Origin of the sequence: Methanoculleus chikugoensis (assembly GCF_900095385.1) — an archaeon.
In the GTDB taxonomy this organism is placed as follows: Archaea; Halobacteriota; Methanomicrobia; order Methanomicrobiales; family Methanoculleaceae; genus Methanoculleus; species Methanoculleus chikugoensis_A.
This window is the reverse complement of the sequence record NZ_FMID01000042.1, coordinates 1-19,319: the sequence shown is the minus strand read 5'-3', so window position 1 is coordinate 19,319 and position 19,319 is coordinate 1. Positions and strand designations below refer to the sequence as shown.

Annotated in this window: 15 protein-coding genes and 1 tRNA gene; 12 read left to right on the top strand and 4 right to left on the bottom strand. The window is 65.0% G+C overall.

The window, feature by feature from the left end; genetic code table 11:
* Positions 1-2: 2 nt before the first annotated feature.
* Positions 3-1,514, bottom strand: a complete 1,512-nt coding sequence (locus tag L21_RS08590; RefSeq protein WP_074370066.1) for a glutamate synthase-related protein — start codon at positions 1,512-1,514, stop codon at positions 3-5.
* Positions 1,511-2,551, bottom strand: a complete 1,041-nt coding sequence (locus L21_RS08585) for a class II glutamine amidotransferase (RefSeq protein WP_074370099.1) — start codon at positions 2,549-2,551, stop codon at positions 1,511-1,513. The genes L21_RS08590 and L21_RS08585 overlap by 4 nt, the downstream gene beginning before the upstream one ends.
* A gap of 107 nt (positions 2,552-2,658) precedes the next feature.
* Between L21_RS08585 and L21_RS08580 the strand changes: the two genes are divergently transcribed.
* The 3 genes from L21_RS08580 (at position 2,659) to L21_RS08570 (ending at position 4,745) form a co-directional block, all read left to right on the top strand.
* Complete coding sequence (locus L21_RS08580; protein ID WP_074370065.1) at positions 2,659-3,987, top strand: glutamine synthetase family protein; 1,329 nt, start codon at positions 2,659-2,661, stop codon at positions 3,985-3,987.
* 166 nt (positions 3,988-4,153) lie between these two features.
* On the top strand, positions 4,154-4,426 hold the full coding sequence (locus L21_RS08575) for a HEAT repeat domain-containing protein (RefSeq protein ID WP_074370064.1): 273 nt from the start codon (positions 4,154-4,156) through the stop codon (positions 4,424-4,426).
* 64 nt (positions 4,427-4,490) lie between these two features.
* Entirely contained in the window at positions 4,491-4,745 is a 255-nt protein-coding gene (locus L21_RS08570; protein ID WP_074370063.1) for a HEAT repeat domain-containing protein, read from the top strand.
* A gap of 7 nt (positions 4,746-4,752) precedes the next feature.
* Here the strand turns inward: L21_RS08570 and L21_RS08565 are convergent, their stop codons facing one another.
* Both L21_RS08565 and L21_RS08560 read right to left on the bottom strand, forming a co-directional pair.
* Positions 4,753-6,033: an ArsB/NhaD family transporter gene (locus L21_RS08565; protein ID WP_074370062.1), complete on the bottom strand. Its 1,281-nt coding sequence runs from the start codon at positions 6,031-6,033 to the stop codon at positions 4,753-4,755.
* 215 nt (positions 6,034-6,248) lie between these two features.
* The gene (locus tag L21_RS08560; protein WP_074370061.1) at positions 6,249-8,960 is read right to left on the bottom strand and encodes a cation-translocating P-type ATPase; all 2,712 of its coding nucleotides are present in this window, start codon (positions 8,958-8,960) and stop codon (positions 6,249-6,251) included.
* A 174-nt stretch (positions 8,961-9,134) separates the two neighbouring features.
* Between L21_RS08560 and L21_RS08555 the strand changes: the two genes are divergently transcribed.
* From L21_RS08555 to L21_RS13850, 9 genes are all read left to right on the top strand, one after another.
* Positions 9,135-9,689, top strand: coding sequence for a type 1 glutamine amidotransferase domain-containing protein (locus tag L21_RS08555; RefSeq protein ID WP_074370060.1), 555 nt, complete (start codon positions 9,135-9,137; stop codon positions 9,687-9,689).
* A gap of 57 nt (positions 9,690-9,746) precedes the next feature.
* A complete protein-coding gene (locus L21_RS08550) occupies positions 9,747-10,949 on the top strand; it encodes a HEAT repeat domain-containing protein (RefSeq protein WP_074370059.1) in 1,203 nt (400 codons plus the stop codon).
* A 26-nt stretch (positions 10,950-10,975) separates the two neighbouring features.
* Positions 10,976-11,503, top strand: a complete 528-nt coding sequence (locus L21_RS08545; protein ID WP_074370058.1) for a HEAT repeat domain-containing protein — start codon at positions 10,976-10,978, stop codon at positions 11,501-11,503.
* 29 nt (positions 11,504-11,532) lie between these two features.
* On the top strand, positions 11,533-13,398 hold the full coding sequence (locus L21_RS08540; RefSeq protein WP_074370057.1) for a sensor histidine kinase: 1,866 nt from the start codon (positions 11,533-11,535) through the stop codon (positions 13,396-13,398).
* Positions 13,399-13,474: 76 nt separating this feature from the next.
* Positions 13,475-13,861, top strand: a complete 387-nt coding sequence (locus L21_RS08535; RefSeq protein WP_074370056.1) for a response regulator — start codon at positions 13,475-13,477, stop codon at positions 13,859-13,861.
* An 11-nt stretch (positions 13,862-13,872) separates the two neighbouring features.
* On the top strand, positions 13,873-14,466 hold the full coding sequence (locus L21_RS08530; protein ID WP_074370098.1) for a CheB methylesterase domain-containing protein: 594 nt from the start codon (positions 13,873-13,875) through the stop codon (positions 14,464-14,466).
* A gap of 61 nt (positions 14,467-14,527) precedes the next feature.
* Positions 14,528-18,382, top strand: a complete 3,855-nt coding sequence (locus L21_RS08525) for a DNA-directed DNA polymerase II large subunit (protein WP_074370055.1) — start codon at positions 14,528-14,530, stop codon at positions 18,380-18,382.
* 100 nt (positions 18,383-18,482) lie between these two features.
* Positions 18,483-18,565, top strand: a tRNA-Leu gene (locus L21_RS08520).
* Positions 18,566-18,778: 213 nt separating this feature from the next.
* Positions 18,779-19,319, top strand: a 541-nt coding sequence (locus L21_RS13850; RefSeq protein ID WP_218600637.1) for an AbiJ-NTD4 domain-containing protein, incomplete at its 3' end; no start/stop codon positions are given.

The window sequence follows — 19,319 nt, the reverse complement described above, 5'->3', positions numbered from 1 at the left end:
GTTCACGCCCCCACCGCTCTGACGTCGAGCACCTGCATCAGCCCCTCGTCGAGCATGTAGCCCCGGAGCCGGTCGCGGTTGCCCCGCAGGCTCTCGATGCTGTTGATCCCGGCGGCACCCAGGAGTTCGGCGAGTTCGAGCGTCCACGCCCGGATCAGGTTCGCCACCAGTTCCGACGCCTCGTCGGGGTCGAGGCGCGCCACGAGGCCGGGCCGCTGGGTGGCGATCCCCCAGGGGCAGAGGCCGCGGTAGCAGTTCCCGCAGACCCGGCAGCCCATCGCGGCGAGCGCGGCGGTGCCGATGTAGACCGCGTCCGCCCCGAGGGCGATCGCCTTCGCGATGTCGGCGCTTCCCCGGATGCCACCGCTCGCGATGACGGATATCTCGTTTCTGATCCCCTGGTCGCGGAGTTTTTGGTCCACGCTCGCGACCGCCGCCTCGATCGGGATGCCGACGTGGTCGCGAAGGACCATAGGCGCCGCGCCGGTGCCGCCGCGGAACCCGTCGACGACGACCGCATCGGCCGGCGAGCGGGCGATCCCGGCGGCGATGGCGGCGGCGTTGTGGACGGCGGCGATCTTCACGAAGACCGGTTTCTTCCACTCCGTCGCCTCCTTGAGGCCCCGGACGAGCTGGGCGAGATCCTCGATGCTGTAGATGTCGTGGTGCGGTGCGGGGCTGATCGCGTCGCTTCCCTCCGGGATCATCCGTGTCCGGGAGATCTCGGCGCAGACCTTCTCCCCCGGGAGGTGGCCGCCGATGCCGGGCTTCGCCCCCTGGCCGATCTTGATCTCGATCGCGGCGCCGCGCTCCAGGTAATCGATGTTCACGCCGAACCGCCCGGACGCGACCTGGACGATCATCCGGTCCTGGTAGGGGTGGAGTGCGGCGTGCAGCCCGCCTTCCCCGGTGCCCATGAACGTCCCGGTCTTTTTGGCCGCCCGGGCCATGGCAACCTGGGCGTTGAGGCTGATCGCTCCGTAACTCATGTGCCCGATCATCACGGGAGTCTCGATCCGGAGGTTCGGGGTGAGGCGGGTCGAAAGTTCGACGTCGCCGCCCTCCCGCCGCCGGAGATCGAGCCGCGCCGGCCTCTTCCCGAGATGGGTCACCAGTTCGATCGGCTCGCGGAGCGGGTCGAGGCTCGGGTTCGTGACCTGGCAGGCGTCCAGCACCAGGCGGTCGAAGATGACCGGGTAGTCGAGGGCGTTGCCCATCCCCGCGAGGATGATCTTGCCCGTCCGGGCCTGGTTGTAGATCGCCTCCCGCGCCTCCCGCGTCCAGAGGGGGTGGCTCCGGTAGTCGCAGGGGTGCTCCTCGAGGCTGATGGCGTCCCGTGGGCAGCAGGCGATGCAGCGGTGGCATGCGGTGCAGTTCCGGGAGTTGACGAAGATCCGGTCGCCGTCCAACCGGAAAACGCCGTAGGAGCAGTTCTCGATGCACCGCCCGCACTCCATGCACCGGACGGTGTCGATCCCGATCCGGTAACGGGAAGGGAGGCTCCCGATCGTCACGGGGCAACCCTCCCGATCACCGGCTCGCCCGCGGCCGGCATCCTGATCGATTCGACCTGCGGTTCCATCGCCCGGATCGCGGCCTCTTCGCTTGCGATGTAGAGCCGGTCGCCGCACTCGCCGACGACCATCGGGCGGAGCTTGCCCCGGTCGGTGAACCCGACTATCATATCGCGGTTCGCGGCCACGATGGCGAACGGCCCGTTCATCATGGCGGATGCGTAGGCGAGCCGGAGGGCTCTGTTCCACTCCCGCTCGGCCTCGGGCATCCGGTCGATCTCCTCCCAGAAGGGCGGGGCGAGCGCCCGGACCGCGAGCTCGACGTCAAGGCCGTGCCGCCGCACCAGGAGGTCGATCAGGTATGCGACGACCTCGGTGTCGGTGTGCATCGTGCAGGTGTAGCCAAGACTCTCGATGTAGCGCCGGTTCGTCCCGTAGGAGGTGATCTCGCCGTTGTGTACGACGCTCCAGTCGAGGAGGTTGAACGGGTGCGCGCCGCCCCACCACCCGGGGGTGTTCGTCGGGTAGCGGTTGTGCGCGAGCCAGATGTAGCCCTCGTAGTCCTCGATCCGGTAGAAGTCCGCAACGTCCTCGGGCCACCCGCCGGCCTTGAAGACCCCAAGGTCCTTGCCGGAGGAGACGATGAGCGCGCCGCGGCGGGCGGCGTTGACCTGCATCACGAGGGCGCTGACGATCTCATCCTCCGGTGTTCCGAGGGACGGGTCGGGCCTGAAGAAGTAGCGCCAGGGGGTGTGAACCGCCCGGAGGTTCGGCCGATCGTAGGTCGGGATCGCCTCGTCGTGCTCGACCGTCCCCCACTGCGCGAGCGTCGAGTCGAGGAGCGGCTTGTTCTCGCGGACGTTGTCGAAGAAGACGTGGAGGGCGTAGCAATCCCGGTAATCGGGATAGATGCCGTAGGCTGCGTACCCCGCCCCCTCGCCGCTGCCGCGCTCGTTCATCATAGAGAGGGCCTGTCGGATGCCGGAACCGTCCATCGTCCGGCGGGATCTGTCCATTACGCCTATTATGCCGCACATAACCATCACGGTCGATCCGCTCCCCTCCACCCGGGGTGGTTGGGGAACGCTCTGACAGATGTTAATGCGTCAAGTATAAATAATATTGGAAGGAAGTTTCCTTCTACATGTCTGGCGACAACATCTCAGCGATGCTTGAGCGCATCGAGCAGGACAACGTCCGGTTCCTCCGGCTGCAGTTCACCGATCTCCTGGGCATGCCCAAGAATGTCTCCATCCCGGCGAAGCAGGTCGGGAAGGCGCTGACCGACGGCATCGGGTTCGACGGGTCGTCGATCGAGGGGTTCGTCCGGATCGAGGAGTCCGACATGGTCCTCAAACCCGACCTCTCGACCTACACCCTCCTCCCATGGCGGCCCCGGGAGAAGAGCGTCGCCCGGTTCATCTGCGACGTCTGCAAGCCGGACGGCACGCCGTTCGAGGGCGACCCGCGCTACGTGCTCCGGCGGGCGATGGAGGATGCCGCGAAGGACGGCTACATCTTCAACACCGGCCCGGAACTGGAGTTCTTCCTCTTCAAGATGCTCGACGGTCGGCCGACCACCGGGTTCCAGGACGTCGGCGGCTACTTCGACCTCGCGCCGACCGATCTCGCGGAGGACCTCCGGCGCGAGGCGATCCTCGCGCTCACCGAGATGGGCTTCGATATCGAGGCGTCGCACCACGAGGTCGCCGAGAGCCAGCACGAGATCGATTTCAAGTACAGCGACGCCCTCCATACCGCCGACAACGTCATCACGTTCAAGTTCGCGGTCAAGACGATGGCGCTGATGCGCGGCCTGCACGCGTCCTTCATGGCAAAGCCGATTCAGGGCATCAACGGGAGCGGGATGCACACCAACTGCTCGCTCGCAAAGGACGGGAAGAATGCCTTCTATGACCCGGATGCGCCGCGGCAGCTCTCGACGACCTGCATGCACTTCATCGGCGGGCTGCTTCGCCACGCAAAGGCCGTCACCCGGGTCGCGAACCCGACGATCAACTCCTACAAACGGCTCGTTCCGGGTTATGAAGCGCCCTGCTACGTCAGCTGGAGCGCGAGCAACCGCTCGGCCCTCGTCCGGGTTCCGGCGCCCCGCGGCAACAGCACCCGGGTCGAGTTCCGCAGCCCTGATCCCACCTGCAACCCCTACCTCGCCTTCACGGCGATGCTCGCCGCCGGAATGGAGGGCGTCCGGCAGGAGATCGAGCCCCCGGACGATGCTCACAAGAACATCTTCCACATGACGGCCGACGAGCGGGGCCGGAACGGAATCGAGACGCTGCCCGGCGACCTCCACGAAGCCCACCGGGCGCTGCTCGCCGACGACCTCATCTGCAAGGCGCTCGGCCTCCACGTCGTCGAGGCGCTCACGAGCGTTGCCGGGGCCGAGTGGGAAGGATACCGGACGACGGTTCACCCCTGGGAACTCGACCGGTACCTGGCGACCTCCTGAACTTTTATTTTTTACAGGTCAGAGCACGGGGCGGTTCCACCCCTCACAGACCGGGAATCCTTCCCTTTGCGTTCTCACATCTGCGGAGTTCAAATCCGGCCGCTGCAGGAACGTTCATATCCCCCGAAAAGCATAGATGCGCGTATCGGCCGAACAGGGTAGACACATGACGCAGAGAAAGGATATCGACACCATGCGAAGGCGCCGGGATATCGACGGCCTGGTTGCAGCACTTTTTGAGCCTGAAGAGATCGTGCGGCAGACCGCTGCCGAAGCCCTCGGCCTCGTCGGCGATGAACGGGCGCTCGAGCCGCTCGAGCACCTGAAGTTCTCGGACTCTGATGCGGGCGTCCGGCGGGCCGCGTCGGTCGCGCACGCCCAGGTGGCGGCGAGGCTTGCAGCCCGGAAGGCGGCAGAGGGAATCCCCCGCGAATCGTAGTCCGCACCCGGTAAGACATATATATCCCTGGGACGTCTACGCGAAGACGGTCAGGAAGATTACCATGGCGACAATCGATGAGGTCGATACCATGCGGGACGCCCGGGACGTCGACGGGCTGATCCGGGCGCTTGCCGACCCGGACGAGTTCGTCCGGTCGCAGGCGGCCCTCTCGCTCGGGACGCTCGCCGACCCGAAAGCGCAGGAACCACTCGCGAGGATGAGGGACGAGGACCCGAGCGCCTCGGCCCGGGAGGCGGCCGCGACCGCGTATAAGTGGGTCGTCGGCCGGCTCCAGGAGGTCGAGGCGACCCGGTAGCGCCGGCCTACAGGACGGCGAAGTTGAGATAGAGGATAGCGGTGCCGATCCCGACCGTGACGAAGAGCACGAGCATTCCAATCTTTAAGAACTCCACGAACGAGATGGAGAAACCGTTTCTTGCAGCGATCCCGAGGACGACGACGTTCGCCGATGCTCCGATGACCGTGCCGTTCCCGCCGAGACAGGCCCCGAGCGAGAGCGCCCACCAGAGCGGGTAGATATCCATCGACCCGCTCATCCCCTGGATCAGGGGGATCAGGGTGGCGGTGAGGGGGATGTTGTCCACGATGGCCGATGCGATCGCCGAGAACCAGGCGATGATCAGGATGGCCTCCCCCTCCGAGTGGACGTTCTCGACCACGAACTCCGCGACGCTCGCGATCACGCCGGTCTCGACGAGAGCGCCGACGACGACGAAGAGCCCGCCGAAGAAGAAGAGCGCCGGCCACTCGATCTTCTCGAATATCTCCTCGGGCGACTGCCTGCTCCAGAAGAGGAGGGCCGACGCGCCGATCAGGGCGACGAGAGCGGGTTCCAGCCCGAGCTGATCGTGGATGAAGAACATTCCAATGACGAGCGCGATGACGATGACCGACTTCTTGAAGAGCGAGGCGTCGCGGATCGCCTCCCGCTCCTTTAACTCCGCGAACGTCTTCTCGATCCCCTCCCGTTCGTCGGGCGAGACGTGGAGCTGCTTTCTATAGATCAGGGCGAGCATCCCCAGGACGACGACGAGGTTGACGACCATCATCGGCGCCATATTGACGATGAACTCGTTGAACGTCAGGCCGGCGGCCGAACCGATCATGATGTTCGGGGGGTCGCCGATGAGGGTCGCCGCCCCGCCGATGTTCGAGGCAAAGATCTCGGCGATGAGGAAGGGCATGGGGCTGGTCTTCATGACGCTCGCGACGTAGAGCAGCATCGGGGTGATCAGGAGGACCGTGGTGACGTTGTCGAGGAAGGCGCTCGTGACCGCGGTCACGAGCGAGAAGAGGAGCAGCACCCGCATCGGGCTCCCTCTTGCAAGCTTCGCCGTCTTGATGGCGATATACTCAAAAAGGCCGCTGCCGCGGGCAGTGTTGACGATGATCATCATCCCGATCAGGAGGAAGATGGTGCCGAGGTCGATGTACTCCGGGATCATCTCCCACGGGACGATGTGGAGGAGAACGACGATCGAGGCGCCGAGCATCGCCACCACTGCACGGTGAATCCGCTCGTCGATGATGAGCGCGTAGGTGAAGAGGAAGACCGCGACGGCGATCACTTCCGGGCCGATCACGCGTTCCCACCCCGGCGAGGGTTGGGGCCACGGGCGGCGGGGTATGCCGCGAGAGATTGACGATATGCCATAGAACTCTCCGAGAAGAATAAACTGCAGGATTCAGATATGCGCGATCCTCCCATAATCGTGCCGGTCGGCACCGCTGCGGGGATAATGCCGGTGCAGTCTCCTGCACTCGAAAATCGGGGCGGCGACGATCTGCCGCGCCGGGTTCAGCCTGCTCCGGGAGACGCCCCCGCCCGTTTCAGCCGGAGGATCTTGTAGGCTTCCCCCGCGAGCAGCACCGGGAGGCCGAGCAGGGCGAGCAGCCCCCAGTCGGCGAGGGTCAGCGGCGCGGTCCCGAGGAAGACGTTGAAGACCGGGACGTAGACCACCAGCGCCTGGAGGGCGAGGCTCCCGAGGATTGCGAGGAGCAGGGCGGGATTCGAGAAGAACCCGATCCGGTGGAGGGGGAACCGGAACGACCGGAAGTTCAGCACGTTGTAGAGCTCGAAGACGATGAGCCCGGTGAACGCCATCGTCCGTGCCCGGTCGAGATCGACCTCATAGAGACCCAGGAAGACGTAGATGGTCAGAAGACCGAGCCATATCCCGAGGATGAGGATGACGAGGTACGCGTTCCGCGTGAGGATGGCCTCCTGCGGGTCGCGCGGCCTTCTTTGCATGACGTCTCGTTCGGCGGGTTCGAGGCCGAGGGCGAGGGCGGTGAGACCGTCGGTGACCAGGTTGATCCAGAGGATCTGGACGGGGATGAGGATCAGCGGCAGGCCGAGGAGGAGCGCGCCGACGATCGCGACGAGCTCGCCGACGTTCGAGGAGAGGAGATAGCGGGTGAACCGGGCGATGTTGTCGTACTCCCGCCTTCCTTCCTCGACGCCGGCGACGATGCTCGCGAAGTTGTCGTCTACGAGCACCATGTCGCTCGACTCTTTGGCCGCGTCCGTCCCCTTGATCCCCATGGCTATCCCGATGCTCGCCTTTTTGAGCGCCGGGGCGTCGTTGACGCCGTCGCCGGTCATGGCGATGACCTCCCGGTCGCGGGAGAGGATATCGATCACCCGGAGTTTGTGCTCCGCGGTGACCCGGGAGAGCACCTTCGTCGTCCGGAGGCGTTCTTCGAGCTCGTCGTCGGTCATCGCCTCGAGATCCGCCCCGGTCATCGCCCCCTCGCTCGATAGGCCGAGTTTGCGGGCGATGGTGGAAGCGGTCAGCGGGTTGTCCCCCGTGATCATGATGACGTCGATCCCGGCGCTCCGGCAGAGCCGGATCGCCTCCGCCGCCTCGGGCCGCGGGGGGTCGACGATCCCGGCAAGCCCGAGGAAGACGAGATCGCTCTCCACGGTCTCGACCGTCCACTCGATGCCGGCGGGGAGCGGGCGGCAGGCCGCCCCGAGCACCCGGAGCCCCTGCGACGCGTACCTCTCGATCTCGGCAAGAAGCGCGTCCCGGAGTTCGTCCGTGAGCGGGACGACCGAACCCCCCAGGAAGACCCGGGACGAGCGGGCGAGGAGAACCTCCGGCGCCCCCTTCACGTGGGCGACGTCCCCCTCCCCCTCCCGGTAGACGATCGTCATCCGCTTCCGGGTGGAGTTGAACGAGAACTCCTTCACCGGCTCCGGGGCGTCGTCGCGCGAAAGCCCGGCCTTCTCCGCCGCGACGACGAGCGCCCCCTCGGTCGGGGTGCCGAAGACCCGCCACCCCCCTTCTTCGAGAGCGAGGGTCGCGTGGTTGCAGAGGAGGACGGTGCGGAGGAACCGCCGGAGCCCCGGGTCGGCAAGCGGGTCGATGGGTCTCTCCTCGACGAGAAACTCCCCCATCGGGAGATACCCCGCCCCGGTGACCGCGATCTCCGTAGCGGGCGTCCGCACCCGGACGACCGTCATCTCGTTCCGGGTGAGCGTCCCGGTCTTGTCGGTGCAGATCACCGAGACCGCGCCGAGCGTCTCCGAGGCCGGCAGGTGACGGATCAGGCAGTTCCTCCGCATCATGGTCTTGATGCCGATGGCGAGCGTCAGCGTCACGACCGCCGGGAGCCCCTCCGGGATCACCGCCACCGCAAGGGAGACGCCGACGAGGAACATCTCAAGGAGTTCCCGCTGTTGCAGGAGACCGACGACGACCACGAGCGCGGCGATCCCGAGGGCGATCAGCCCGAGATCCCGGCCGAGACGATCCATCTGCCGGGCAAGGGGCGTCGTCTCATCCGCGATCCGCTGGGAGAGGCCGGCGATCCGCCCGAACTCCGTCTGCATCCCGGTGGCGACCACAAACCCCCGACCGTGCCCGTTCGTCACCGTCGTGCCGGCAAACGCCATGTTGCTCCGCTCGGCAAGGGGCGTTCCGACAGGGAGCGAGCCCGGTGTCTTGTCCACGGGCGACGACTCGCCCGTCAGCGGCGCCTCGTCGACCTGCAGCGACGTCGCCTCGACGATGTAGATGTCGGCGGGCACCCGTCCCCCCATATCGAGGAGGACGAGATCCCCCCGGACGAGTGCGGCTGCATCGATCTCCCGCCGCTCGCCGTCGCGGACGACCATGGCGTGCTGGACGAGCATCTTCCTGAGCGCCTCGATCGCCTCACCGGCCTGCCACTCCTGCGAGTACCCGAGGAGGGCGTTTAAGATGACGATGATGAGGATTGCGGCGGCGTCCAGGGCTTCGCCGACGAAGAAAGAGACTGCAGCGGCAATGATCAGGATGACGATGAGGACGCTCTTGAACTGCCGCAGAAAGACCTGGAGGCGGCTCTCCCGCTCCTCCTCGCGGAGGACGTTCGGCCCGTAGCGCTGCAGACGCTCCTCCGCGTTTCCCGTGGAGAGACCCGACGGATCGGCGCCGAGCTCCCGCTGCACCTCCGTCGCCGAGAGGGCGTGCCAGTCGGGCGGAGGGCTTCCGCCTGCAGACTCTCCTGTCGGCGCGGGCATATGTCCGGGTTTCGCTCCGGGGTATAAAAAGGTATAGAAATCGCTCCTCCAGCCGCGAAACCGCTGCATTTGTGGCCGGTTCGTCCTTGATCTGTCGTCCCTCCGGCAGGATTATATCTTCCGGGCGAATCGATCCGGTGCCGGGCCGGGCGACCGGTCCGGGGAGGAACGACGATGAGCAGAATAGCAGTCCTGATCACGGATATGTTCGAGGATGTCGAGTATACGGAGCCTGCCGGGGCGTTCCGGGGGGCCGGCCACGATCTCGTCCACGTCAGCCTCTCCGCGGGAGAGACCGTCCACGGGAAGGCGGATCAAACACCGGTCACCATCGACCGGAGCGTATCGGACGTCTCGCCGGACGACTTCGACGCGCTCTTCATTCCGGGCGGCTACTCGCCCGACAAACTCCGGGCCCACGAAGCGCCCGTCGAGTTCGTGCGCCGCTTCGTCGAGAGCGCCAAACCGGTTCTCTCCATATGCCACGCGCCCCAGCTCATGATCACCGCGCAGGTGCTCCGCGGGCGGAAGATTGCCGGCTGGAAGTCCGTCGCACAGGACATCAGGAACGCCGGCGCGGAGTACGTCGACCGGGAGGTGGTCGTCGACGGCAACATCGTCTCGAGCAGGCAGCCGGACGACATTCCGGCGTTCGTCGAAGCATCGCTCGCGAAACTCGAGGAGGCTTCCGGGCAGGAGGCCCGGGCTGCGGCCGCAGGGCAGCGGTGAGGCGGAAGCCGCACCGCATAAACTCTTTATGGATGCGGCCCGCACCCCCTCTTAAGGATGAGTCCTGCAGGTCCGTCGAAGAGCGCAGAGGCATGGGGCAGGCCTGCAGTCATTGTCCTCGTCACGGCCCTCGCCGTTCTCCTGGATCTCGCCTTCGGCACGGTCGCGTACACCCACCTCTTCTACCTGGTGCTCATCATCGCCGCGTTCTGGTACCGGAGGCGTGCGATCGTCGTCGGGATTCTGCTCGCCATGGCTCACGTCACCGTCGGGAGCATCCTCTACGGCACCCCGGACGCCGGCATCCTCGTGAATGCGGCAGCCTTCGTCGTCGCCGCGTACCTCCTCGGCTACCTCTTCGAGATAGCGGGCAGGCGTGCCGGCGGTCTCCACTTCCATATCGATGAGGCCGGCGGGGCCGCGTGCGACCGGGACACGAGACGGCTGATTGCCCGGCTCTCGAGCCGCGACCCCGATACCCGCTACCGGGCGGCCGGGTGTCTCGGCGACGCGGGCAACCCTGCGGCGGTCGAACCGCTCGCCGCCCTCCTCGAGGACCCCGAGGTCGGCGTCCGCTGGAAGGCGACGGAGTCGCTCGGAAGACTGGGAACTCCTGCCGTCGGGCCGCTCACGGCGAGCCTCAGGAGCGAGAACGTCGACGTCCGCTGGATGGCCGCGGTTGCTCTCGGGGAGATCGGTGATCCCGCGGCAATCCCGGCGCTGATGGCTGCGCTCGACGACGAGGACGCTTACGTCCGGAGCAGGGCGGCTCTCGCACTCGGCGCGATCGGCGAGCCCGCCCGGGAGGAGGTCGCCGCCGCCCTCTCTGACGGGAACGCACGCGTCAGGCGGGGAGCGGCGATTGCGCTCGGGAGCATCGGCGGTGAGAAAGTCGTCGAAGCGCTCGTCGAAACGCTCCGCGACCCGGATGGGGGGGTGCGGCAGCGTGCCTGCGCTGCGCTCGGCGATATCGGCGAGCCCGCCGTCCAGCCTCTCATCGAGGCGCTCGGGACGGAGAACGAACTCCTCCGGCGCGGGGCGATCGCCGCCCTCGGCCTCGTCGGAAAGCCCGCCGTCCCCGCGCTCGCCATGGCGCTCCGGCACGGCGACGACCGGCGCGTCCCCGCGGGAGCCGTGCGTGCCCTCGGGGAGATCGGCGATCGCAGGTCGGCCGATATCCTGATCCGGGCGCTCGAAGACGAGCGGGAGGAGGTGCGCGAGGCTGCCCGGGAGGCGCTCGCCAGCATCAGGAAGACATAACAACAGCAAGGGTGCACCTGAACGTTATGACTGACAGAACCCGGATCGAGGAACTGATCGCCGATCTCCGGGACGGCCCTCTCGCGACGCGCCGGGCGGCGACCGCCGGGCTCGGTGCGAGCGGAGAAGCGGCCGTAGAACCCCTCATAGACGCGATGCAGGCCGAAAACAACGACGTCCGGTGGTATGCCGCCCGTGCGCTGGTGCAGATCGGGGAGCCGGCGATCGCCCCCCTCCTCGCGGCGATGCGTGCCGCGTGCGACTGCGACTTCCGGCGATACGCCACGGCGGCTCTCGCGGGGATCGGCGCCGCCGCCGTCGAACCTCTTGTTGCCGTCATCGAGAACGCCGATGCCGACCTTCAGCCGTTCGCCGCGATGGCCCTCTGCCGGATCGGGGAACCGGCGGTCGCACCGCTCCTCCGCCTGATGGAGAGCCCTGATGCGAAGACGCAGGAGCGCGCCGCTCTCCTCCTCTGGAAGATGGGGGAGACGGGCGCCGTCCCGCTCACCGAGGCGCTGGAAGGGAGAGGCCAATCCGCGAACAATAAATGATCGCGACGCCTTCAGATCGTTAAGGTCTGATGGCATCTCGTACGGCGGGGGGTCTCCTCCGGTTCCTGCAGGAGGGCGATCTCCGTGAACCCGGGAACGTTCTGGTAGCTGGTGCTTTCGGTACGGCAATCCTTGCCGCCCTTCTTGTGGAGCCGCCCGGCACCAACCTCATCCTCTGGGCGCTGCTCTTCGTCCCCGCCGCGGCGGTCGGCTACCTCTACCGCGAGAAGGGAATCGTTGCCGCCACCGTGCTCGGGCTCGCCTATCTCGGCGTCACGGCAGGGCGCGCCTACCCCCCCAACCCTGCAATATTCCTTCCCTTCGTCGCCATGGTCGCCCTTGCGTCGCTCGCCTCGACGGTCGGCTACTCGACCCGGGAGCAGATCCACTACCGGGAGGCCATGGAACGAGCTCCCGGCGGCGCGTTTCTTCTCAGGCGGGAGGACGGAGCGATAATGGACGCGAACCGCGACTTCGCGGAACTCCTCGGCTACACGAGGAGAGGTCTCGAGAACCTGCCGGTATCGAAGATCTGGCCCTACGGCGACGACCGCGAGCGTTTCTTCGCGCAGGCGCAGCCGGGCGCAGGCAACGCGGTCATCGAGACGCAGTTCCTCGGCCGGGACGGGAGAACACGCTGGCTCGTCCTCTGGGGCCGCTGCCTCGAAGACGTCGTCGTCACCTGCCGCGTCTCGGAGATCACCCGGTACAAAGAGGCGGAATCGGCCCTGAACGCCGAACGCCGTCGTCTCTTCGCGATCCTGGATACCCTCCCCGCGTACGTCACCCTGCAGGGGGAGGATCACACCATCCGGTTCGCCAACAGGGCGTTCCGGGAGACCTTCGGCGACCCGGAGGGCGGGCTCTGCTACGAGGTGCAGCGGGGCTCCCGGAGACCCTGCAAACCCTGCAAGGGGGCGATGGTCTTCACCCTCCGGAGCCCGCAGCAGTGGGAGTGGGACCACACGAACGGGAAGACCTACGAAGTTCACGCCTACCCGTTCACCGATACGGACGGGTCGCCCCTGATGCTGCAGCTCGGGATCGACATCACCCAGCGGGTGCAGGCGGAAGAGGCGCTCAAAGGGTTTGCCGGGAACCTCCAGGCAAAGAACCGGGAGCTGGAGACGCTCCGGAACCGGCTCTCCGTCATCAACCAGGAACTCGACGCGACGGTCCGGGAACGGACCGCCGACGTGGAGAAACTCCTTGCCCAGAAGGACGAGTTCATATCGCAGCTCGGTCACGACCTCAAGACGCCCTTGACGCCGCTGGTCGCGCTCATGCCGAGGGTCATAGAGCGCGAGCAGGACCCGGATCTCCGGCGCCTCCTCGAGATCGCCGGCCACAACGTCACCTACATGAAGGATCTCGTCCAGAAGACCCTGCAGCTCGCCCGGATGAACTCCCTCTACGTCGAGCTCGATCTCGAGCCCCTCGACCTGAAGACGGAACTCGACAACACGCTCCGGAACTACGCCGTCCTCTTCAAGACGAAGTCCATCTCGCTCAAGAACAACATCCCCCCCGGAACCACCGTCAGGGCCGACCGGGTTCTCCTCGGGGAGATCTTCAACAACCTGATCGCCAACGCCGTCAAGTACATCGAGGGCGAGATGGGGACGATCACCATCGACGCCGCCCGCGAGCAGGAGGTCGTGGTCGTCTCGGTCAGGGATACCGGGATCGGCATGACCCGCGAGCAGCTCGAGAAGGCGTTTGCCGAGTTCTACAAGGCCGACGCCTCCCGGCACGACCTCGACTCGCCGGGCCTCGGTCTCACGATCTGCCGTCGGATCGTGGAGCGGCATGGAGGGCGGATATGGGCCGAGAGCGCCGGGGAGGGGGAGGGGTCGATGATCATATTCACCCTCGAGGCGGTAGACGCGCCGTGAGAAATCCACAGGGTTATATACTGTTCCGGGTGAGAGGTTTTATTTAACAACCCGGCGGGTCCCGGGGAGGGAGCAGATGGCGGACGAATCGAGCAGGCGGATAATGGTCGTCGACGACGACGTCTTCATCCTCGAGGTGATGGAGGAACTCCTCGAACCGGAGGGGATCGGGGTCGTCGGCGCGGAGAGCGGCGATGAGTGTATCGCAGAACTCGCGAACGGGTTTCGGGGCGTCATCCTGATGGACATCATGATGCCCGGAAAGGACGGATGGGAGACGATCCAGGAGATGATCGACCGCGATCTCCTGGAGGGGAACGTCGTCGCGATGCTCACCGCAAAGGACATCCCGGACGTGGAACTGGACTGCCTCAAGGAGCACGTCATCGACTACATCACGAAACCGTTCGAGGCGGACGAGATCGTGGCCCTTGTGAAGGGGTACCTCAATTACCTGCCGTGAGGGGAGAGTACATGGAGTATTCCTCATCTCTTCCCCGCGATGGGCGGACGATCGTCGTCATCGGTTCGTCGACCGGAGGGGCGCGAACCCTGGAGGTCATCTTTTCCCAGTTCCCGCTCGTCGATGCCGCCGTCATCCTCGTCCAGCACATGCCGCACTCGATGAACAACGCGCTTTGCCGGCATATCGAAGAGATCTCGTTCATGGAGACCGGGATCGCAGAGGACGGCGAAGCGATCGAGCACGGCAAGGTCTACGTGGCACCGAGCGACCTTCACCTGAAACTGATCAAAAACCGGACGATCAGCCTCTTTGACGACAGAAAGGTCCAGTATGTCAGGCCCTCGATCGACGTCGCCATGACATCGCTTGAGCGGCGCGAGAATGACCGGGTCGCCGGGGTGATCCTCTCGGGGATGGGGAGCGACGGTGCCGAAGGGATCTGCCACATCAAGTCCATCGGGGGAACCACCTATGCGCAGGCCCTCCGGACGTGCGCCATCCACTACATGCCCCGCGCCGCGTTCGCGACCGGGCGGGTGGACGAGATGCTCCCGCCGGAAGGGATCCGCGAGAATCTCATCCGGTTCGCCGGGATCCTCTGATGGTCGGGGTCGGCAAATGCGAACGACTCCTCTAAATGCGTGAAGAGTCCATACTTCATGTATGGAGGTCTCGCCTGCTGTCGCCCGGTACTTTGAGGAGATCGAGGCCGGGCTTCTGGCCGCGATGCAGATCGCCGCCGCCGCACGCGCTCGGGGGCTCGATCCGAGAACAGAGATCGAGATCCCGGTGGCAAGCGACCTCGCCGACCGTGTCGAGGCGCTCCTCGGCTACAAAGGGATCGCGGCCCGGCTACGGGAACTCGAGCAGAATATGTCCCGTGAGGAGGCGGCGCTCAAGATAGGCGACGATTTCGTGGCGCGGAAGTTCGGCGAGACGGCGCCGGAAGAGATCCTCGACCACGCCATCCGTGCCGCGATGGCGATCCTGACGGAGGGGGTGGTGGCCGCCCCGACGGAAGGGATCGGGAAGGTCAGTCTCGGGAAGAACGACGACGGGACGGACTACCTGAAGATCTTCTACGCAGGGCCGATCCGGAGCGCGGGCGGGACGGCACAGGCGCTCTCGGTGCTGGTGGGCGACTACGTCCGTCAGGCGCTCGGGATCAACCGCTACATCCCCCGACCGGAGGAGGTGGAACGCTACATCGAGGAGATCCGGCAGTACAACAACATCATGAGCCTGCAGTATCTCCCGAGCGAGAAGGAACTCCGGATGATCATCGAGAACTGCCCGGTCTGCATCGACGGCGAACCGACCGAGCAGCAGGAGGTGAGCGGCTACCGGAACCTGGAGCGGGTGGAGACGAACACCGTCCGGGGCGGGATGGCGCTCGTGGTCGCGGAGGGGATGGCGCTGAAGGCCCCGAAGGTCCTCAAAAACGTCCGCAAGATGAAGATGCAGGGCTGGGACTGGATCGAGGAGCTGATCAGCGGCGGCCCGAAGAGCGACGACGACGCAAGCGCCGCGATCAAGCCGAAAGACAAGTACATCCGCGACCTGATCGGCGGCCGGCCGGTCTTTTCCTACCCGATGCGGAAGGGCGGGTTCCGGCTGCGCCTCGGCCGGTCAAGGAACACCGGGTTTGCGGCCGCGGGCCTGAATCCCGCGACGCTGCACATTCTCGGGGATTTCCTCGCGGTCGGGACGCAGATGAAGGTCGAGCGGCCGGGGAAGGCGGCGGGGATCGTGCCGGTGGACTCGATCCAGGGACCGACGGTCAAGCTCCGGAGCGGGGAGGTGCGCCGGGTGGACGACGCGGCGGAGGCCCGGCGGCTTGCCGGGCAGGTGGACGAGATCCTGGACGTCGGCGAGATGCTGGTCAGTTTCGGGGAGTTCATGGAGAACAACCACCCGCTGATGCCCCCGGCCTACTGCGAGGAGTGGTGGATGCTCGAGGGCGGCCCCCGCCACCCGGAGAACGAGCTCGAGGCGATCGAGTTCGCGCTCGACGGCGCACCGCTTCACCCCGACTACACCTACATGTGGGACGACGTCGCCCCGGGCGATATCGCCCGCCTTGCGGATGCGGTCGGCACCGCCGGGACGATCGAGGACGGGATGCTGATGATCCCGAACACCCCGGAGGCGAAGGCGATCCTCGAGGAACTCCTGGTGCCCCACCACCTCTCGGGGGACCGGCTGGCGATTCCCGAGCACCTGGTGTTCCTCGCCTGCCTCGGCCTGACGCTGCAGCTTGAAAAGCGGCCTGCGTGGGAGGACGCGCCGATGGAGAACTCGCTCGACCTCGTGATGCACCTCTCGGGCTTTCGGGTGCGTTCGCGGGCGGGAACCCGGATCGGCGGCCGGATGGGCCGGCCGGGGAAGTCGAAGCCGCGGGAGATGCGCCCGCCGCCCCACTCGCTCTTTCCGATCGGCGACGAGGGCGGCGCCCGCCGGTCGTTCCAGGCGGCCTGCGCCTCAAAGCCGCGGTCGAACACCGACGGTGGAATCATCGAGGCGGAGGTCGGGGAGCGGCAGTGCCCCGCCTGCGGCGCCTTCACCTACAAGAACCTCTGCGAGTGCGGGGCGCACACGAACCCGGTCTTCCGGTGCCCGAAGTGCGGCAAGGATGTCGGGCAGGAGGTCTGCCCCCGGTGCAACGTGCCGACGGTCTGCCTCCAGAAGGTCACGATCAACGTCAAGAGCGAGTACCTGGCGGCGATGGAGCGGCTCGGGGTGCGCGAGTCCTCGGTCGCGCTCTTAAAGGGCGTGAAGGGCCTGATCTCGCGCGAGCGGCCGGTGGAGCCGATCGAGAAGGGGATCCTCCGGGCGCTGCAGAACCTTTATGTCTTCAAGGACGGCACCGTCCGCTACGATATGATCGACCTTCCCCTGACCCATTTCCGGCCGGACGAGGTCGGTGTTCCGATCGAGCGGCTCCGGGAACTCGGCTACACCCATGACACCTACGGCCGGGAACTCGTCTCGGACGACCAGGTGCTGGAACTCCGCCACCAGGACATCCTGGTCTCGGAGGACTGCGGCGAGTGGCTCGTCCGGGTGGCGAAGTTCGTCGACGATCTTCTGGTGCGGGTCTACGGGCTCGAACCCTTCTATAACGCGGAGAAACCCCTCGACCTCGTCGGTCAGCTCCTGATGGGGCTTGCCCCGCACACGAGCGCCGGGGTTCTCGTCCGGCTGCTCGGGTTCTCGAAGGCGCCGGTCGGCTACGGCCACCCGTTCTTCCACGCGGCGAAACGGCGGAACTGTTTTGCAGGCGACACGGAGATCGCCGTCTCCGACGGGCGGCGGTGGACGACGATGCCGATCCGGCAGTTCGTGACGGAGAACTTCGATCTCTCGAAGCCGGGGATCGACCACGTGGGAACGTTCTACTCAGATCCCCGGCAGCCGTTCTACGTCCGGAGCATCGACCCGCAGGGGAAGATCAGCCTGAAGAAAGTGACGTCCGTCTCCGTCCACCGCGCCCCGGCGCACCTCGTCCGGTTCGTTACAGGGCGGGGGAAGGTCCTCACGGTGACGCCCGATCACGCGATGCTGGTCTGGGACACGGACTACCTCCGGAAGATCCGGGCGCTCGAGGTCGCGATCGGCGATCGCGTCCCGGTTGAGGAGGGGGGTTTCGTCGTCAGCGACGAGATCGCGAGCCGCGAGACGGTGCAGGCGCTCGACGACCGGGTCTACTGCCTGACGGTCGCCGAAAACCACACGCTGGTCGCGAACGGGATCTTCTGCGGGCAGTGCGACGGCGACGAGGACTGCGTGATGCTCCTCCTCGACGGGTTGATCAACTTCTCCCGCGCCTACCTCCCCGAGACCCGGGGCGGGACGATGGATGCTCCGCTCGTCCTGACGACCCGGATCGACCCGGCGGAGGTCGACAAGGAGAGCCACAACGTCGATGTCTGCGACCACTACCCGATCGAGGTCTACAACGGCTGTCTTGCCTACGCCCACCCGAAGGACCTCGATAAGTATGTCGACCGGGTGGAGCGGCGGCTCGGCACCCCGGCCCAGGTCGAGGGGTTCTCCTACACCCACCCGACCTCCGACATCTCGGCGGGGCCGCTCGAGTCGACCTACACGAAACTCGGCTCAATGCTCGACAAACTCGATGCGGAGCTCGACCTCGCGAAGAAGATCCGGGCGGTGGACGAGGACGACGTCGCTGAGCGGGTCTTAAACACCCACTTCATCCGCGACCTCCAGGGGAACCTGAACGCGTTCTCCAAACAAAAAGTCCGGTGCACGAAGTGCAACGCGAAGTACCGGCGGATGCCGCTTGCGGGGAAGTGCACTCGCTGCGGCGGCAACGTCATCCCGACCGTCCACGAGGGCTCGGTGAAGAAGTACCTGGAGATGTCGCGCAACATCTGTGCGACCTACGCGATAACGGAGTACACGAAGCAGCGGGTGGAGGTGCTCTTCATGCAGATCGAGTCGACGTTCGGCGAGCCTCCGGAGCGGCAACTGGGGCTTGCGGATTTTATGTAGAGGAGCCGCCCGGCGCCGGAGGCCGTCCGGGATCGGGTCTTCGTCCGGCGGGGCGGGCCGCCATCAAGCTCATTACTTTTGAGGTTCAAGAGGTACAGGCGCGAGTGTTACCGAGCGGCCAAAGGTGATCGACTCAAGATCGATTCTCGAAGGAGTTCGCAGGTTCGAATCCTGCCACTCGCATTTTTGGGATTACATATATTAGGAGATAATCGCTTCTTTAAACCCTTGATGCTAGTTAAGCATCATGGGCAATAACTTCCACGCAAGCCCCGTGGACACCCATGTGAGCATTATTGGTTTCGTTGCTGTACCGAGACTAATATTGGTTTTAGACATTTGTTCACGATAAGGCACCTTGCAAAGTTTTTATCCCCAAAAGACTAGATCAGATAAATGAGTTCCTTCTCAAAAAGAATGGGTCTAAAACCAGTTACCGAATCTCTCCAAGTAGAGATAGTGACAGATGATTTGAGGAATTCCCTTTGGAATATCTTATATGACATATACTTTCAGCACTTTTGGTTCTTGCTAACAAGCTCACAAGAAGATCTGAATAAGAATCCAGGATATACACTGTGTAAGTCATTATGGCTCGACCATTTTAAATATCCGATAGATGAATTCCGCAGTTTAGGTTTCTCAGGAAACGTCACAACACAAATTAAACGTTATTTTCTTAACTGCCCGTGGAATGAGGTATACGATTTCATTGAATTTACAGCAGAAAACACACATGACTTAGAGATTCGTCAATGTTTTATCGACTCTTGTAACAAAATTTTTGAGAGGGAAAACTCGGCATATCGATTTATTAACGATATTATTGTTTCTATCATCGACACTAACGAAGTAAACGAGATTGAAAATGCATTCAACATTCTACCAGAAGTAGATTCACATTTAAGCACCGCCTTAGATCTTTTCGCGAATCGCG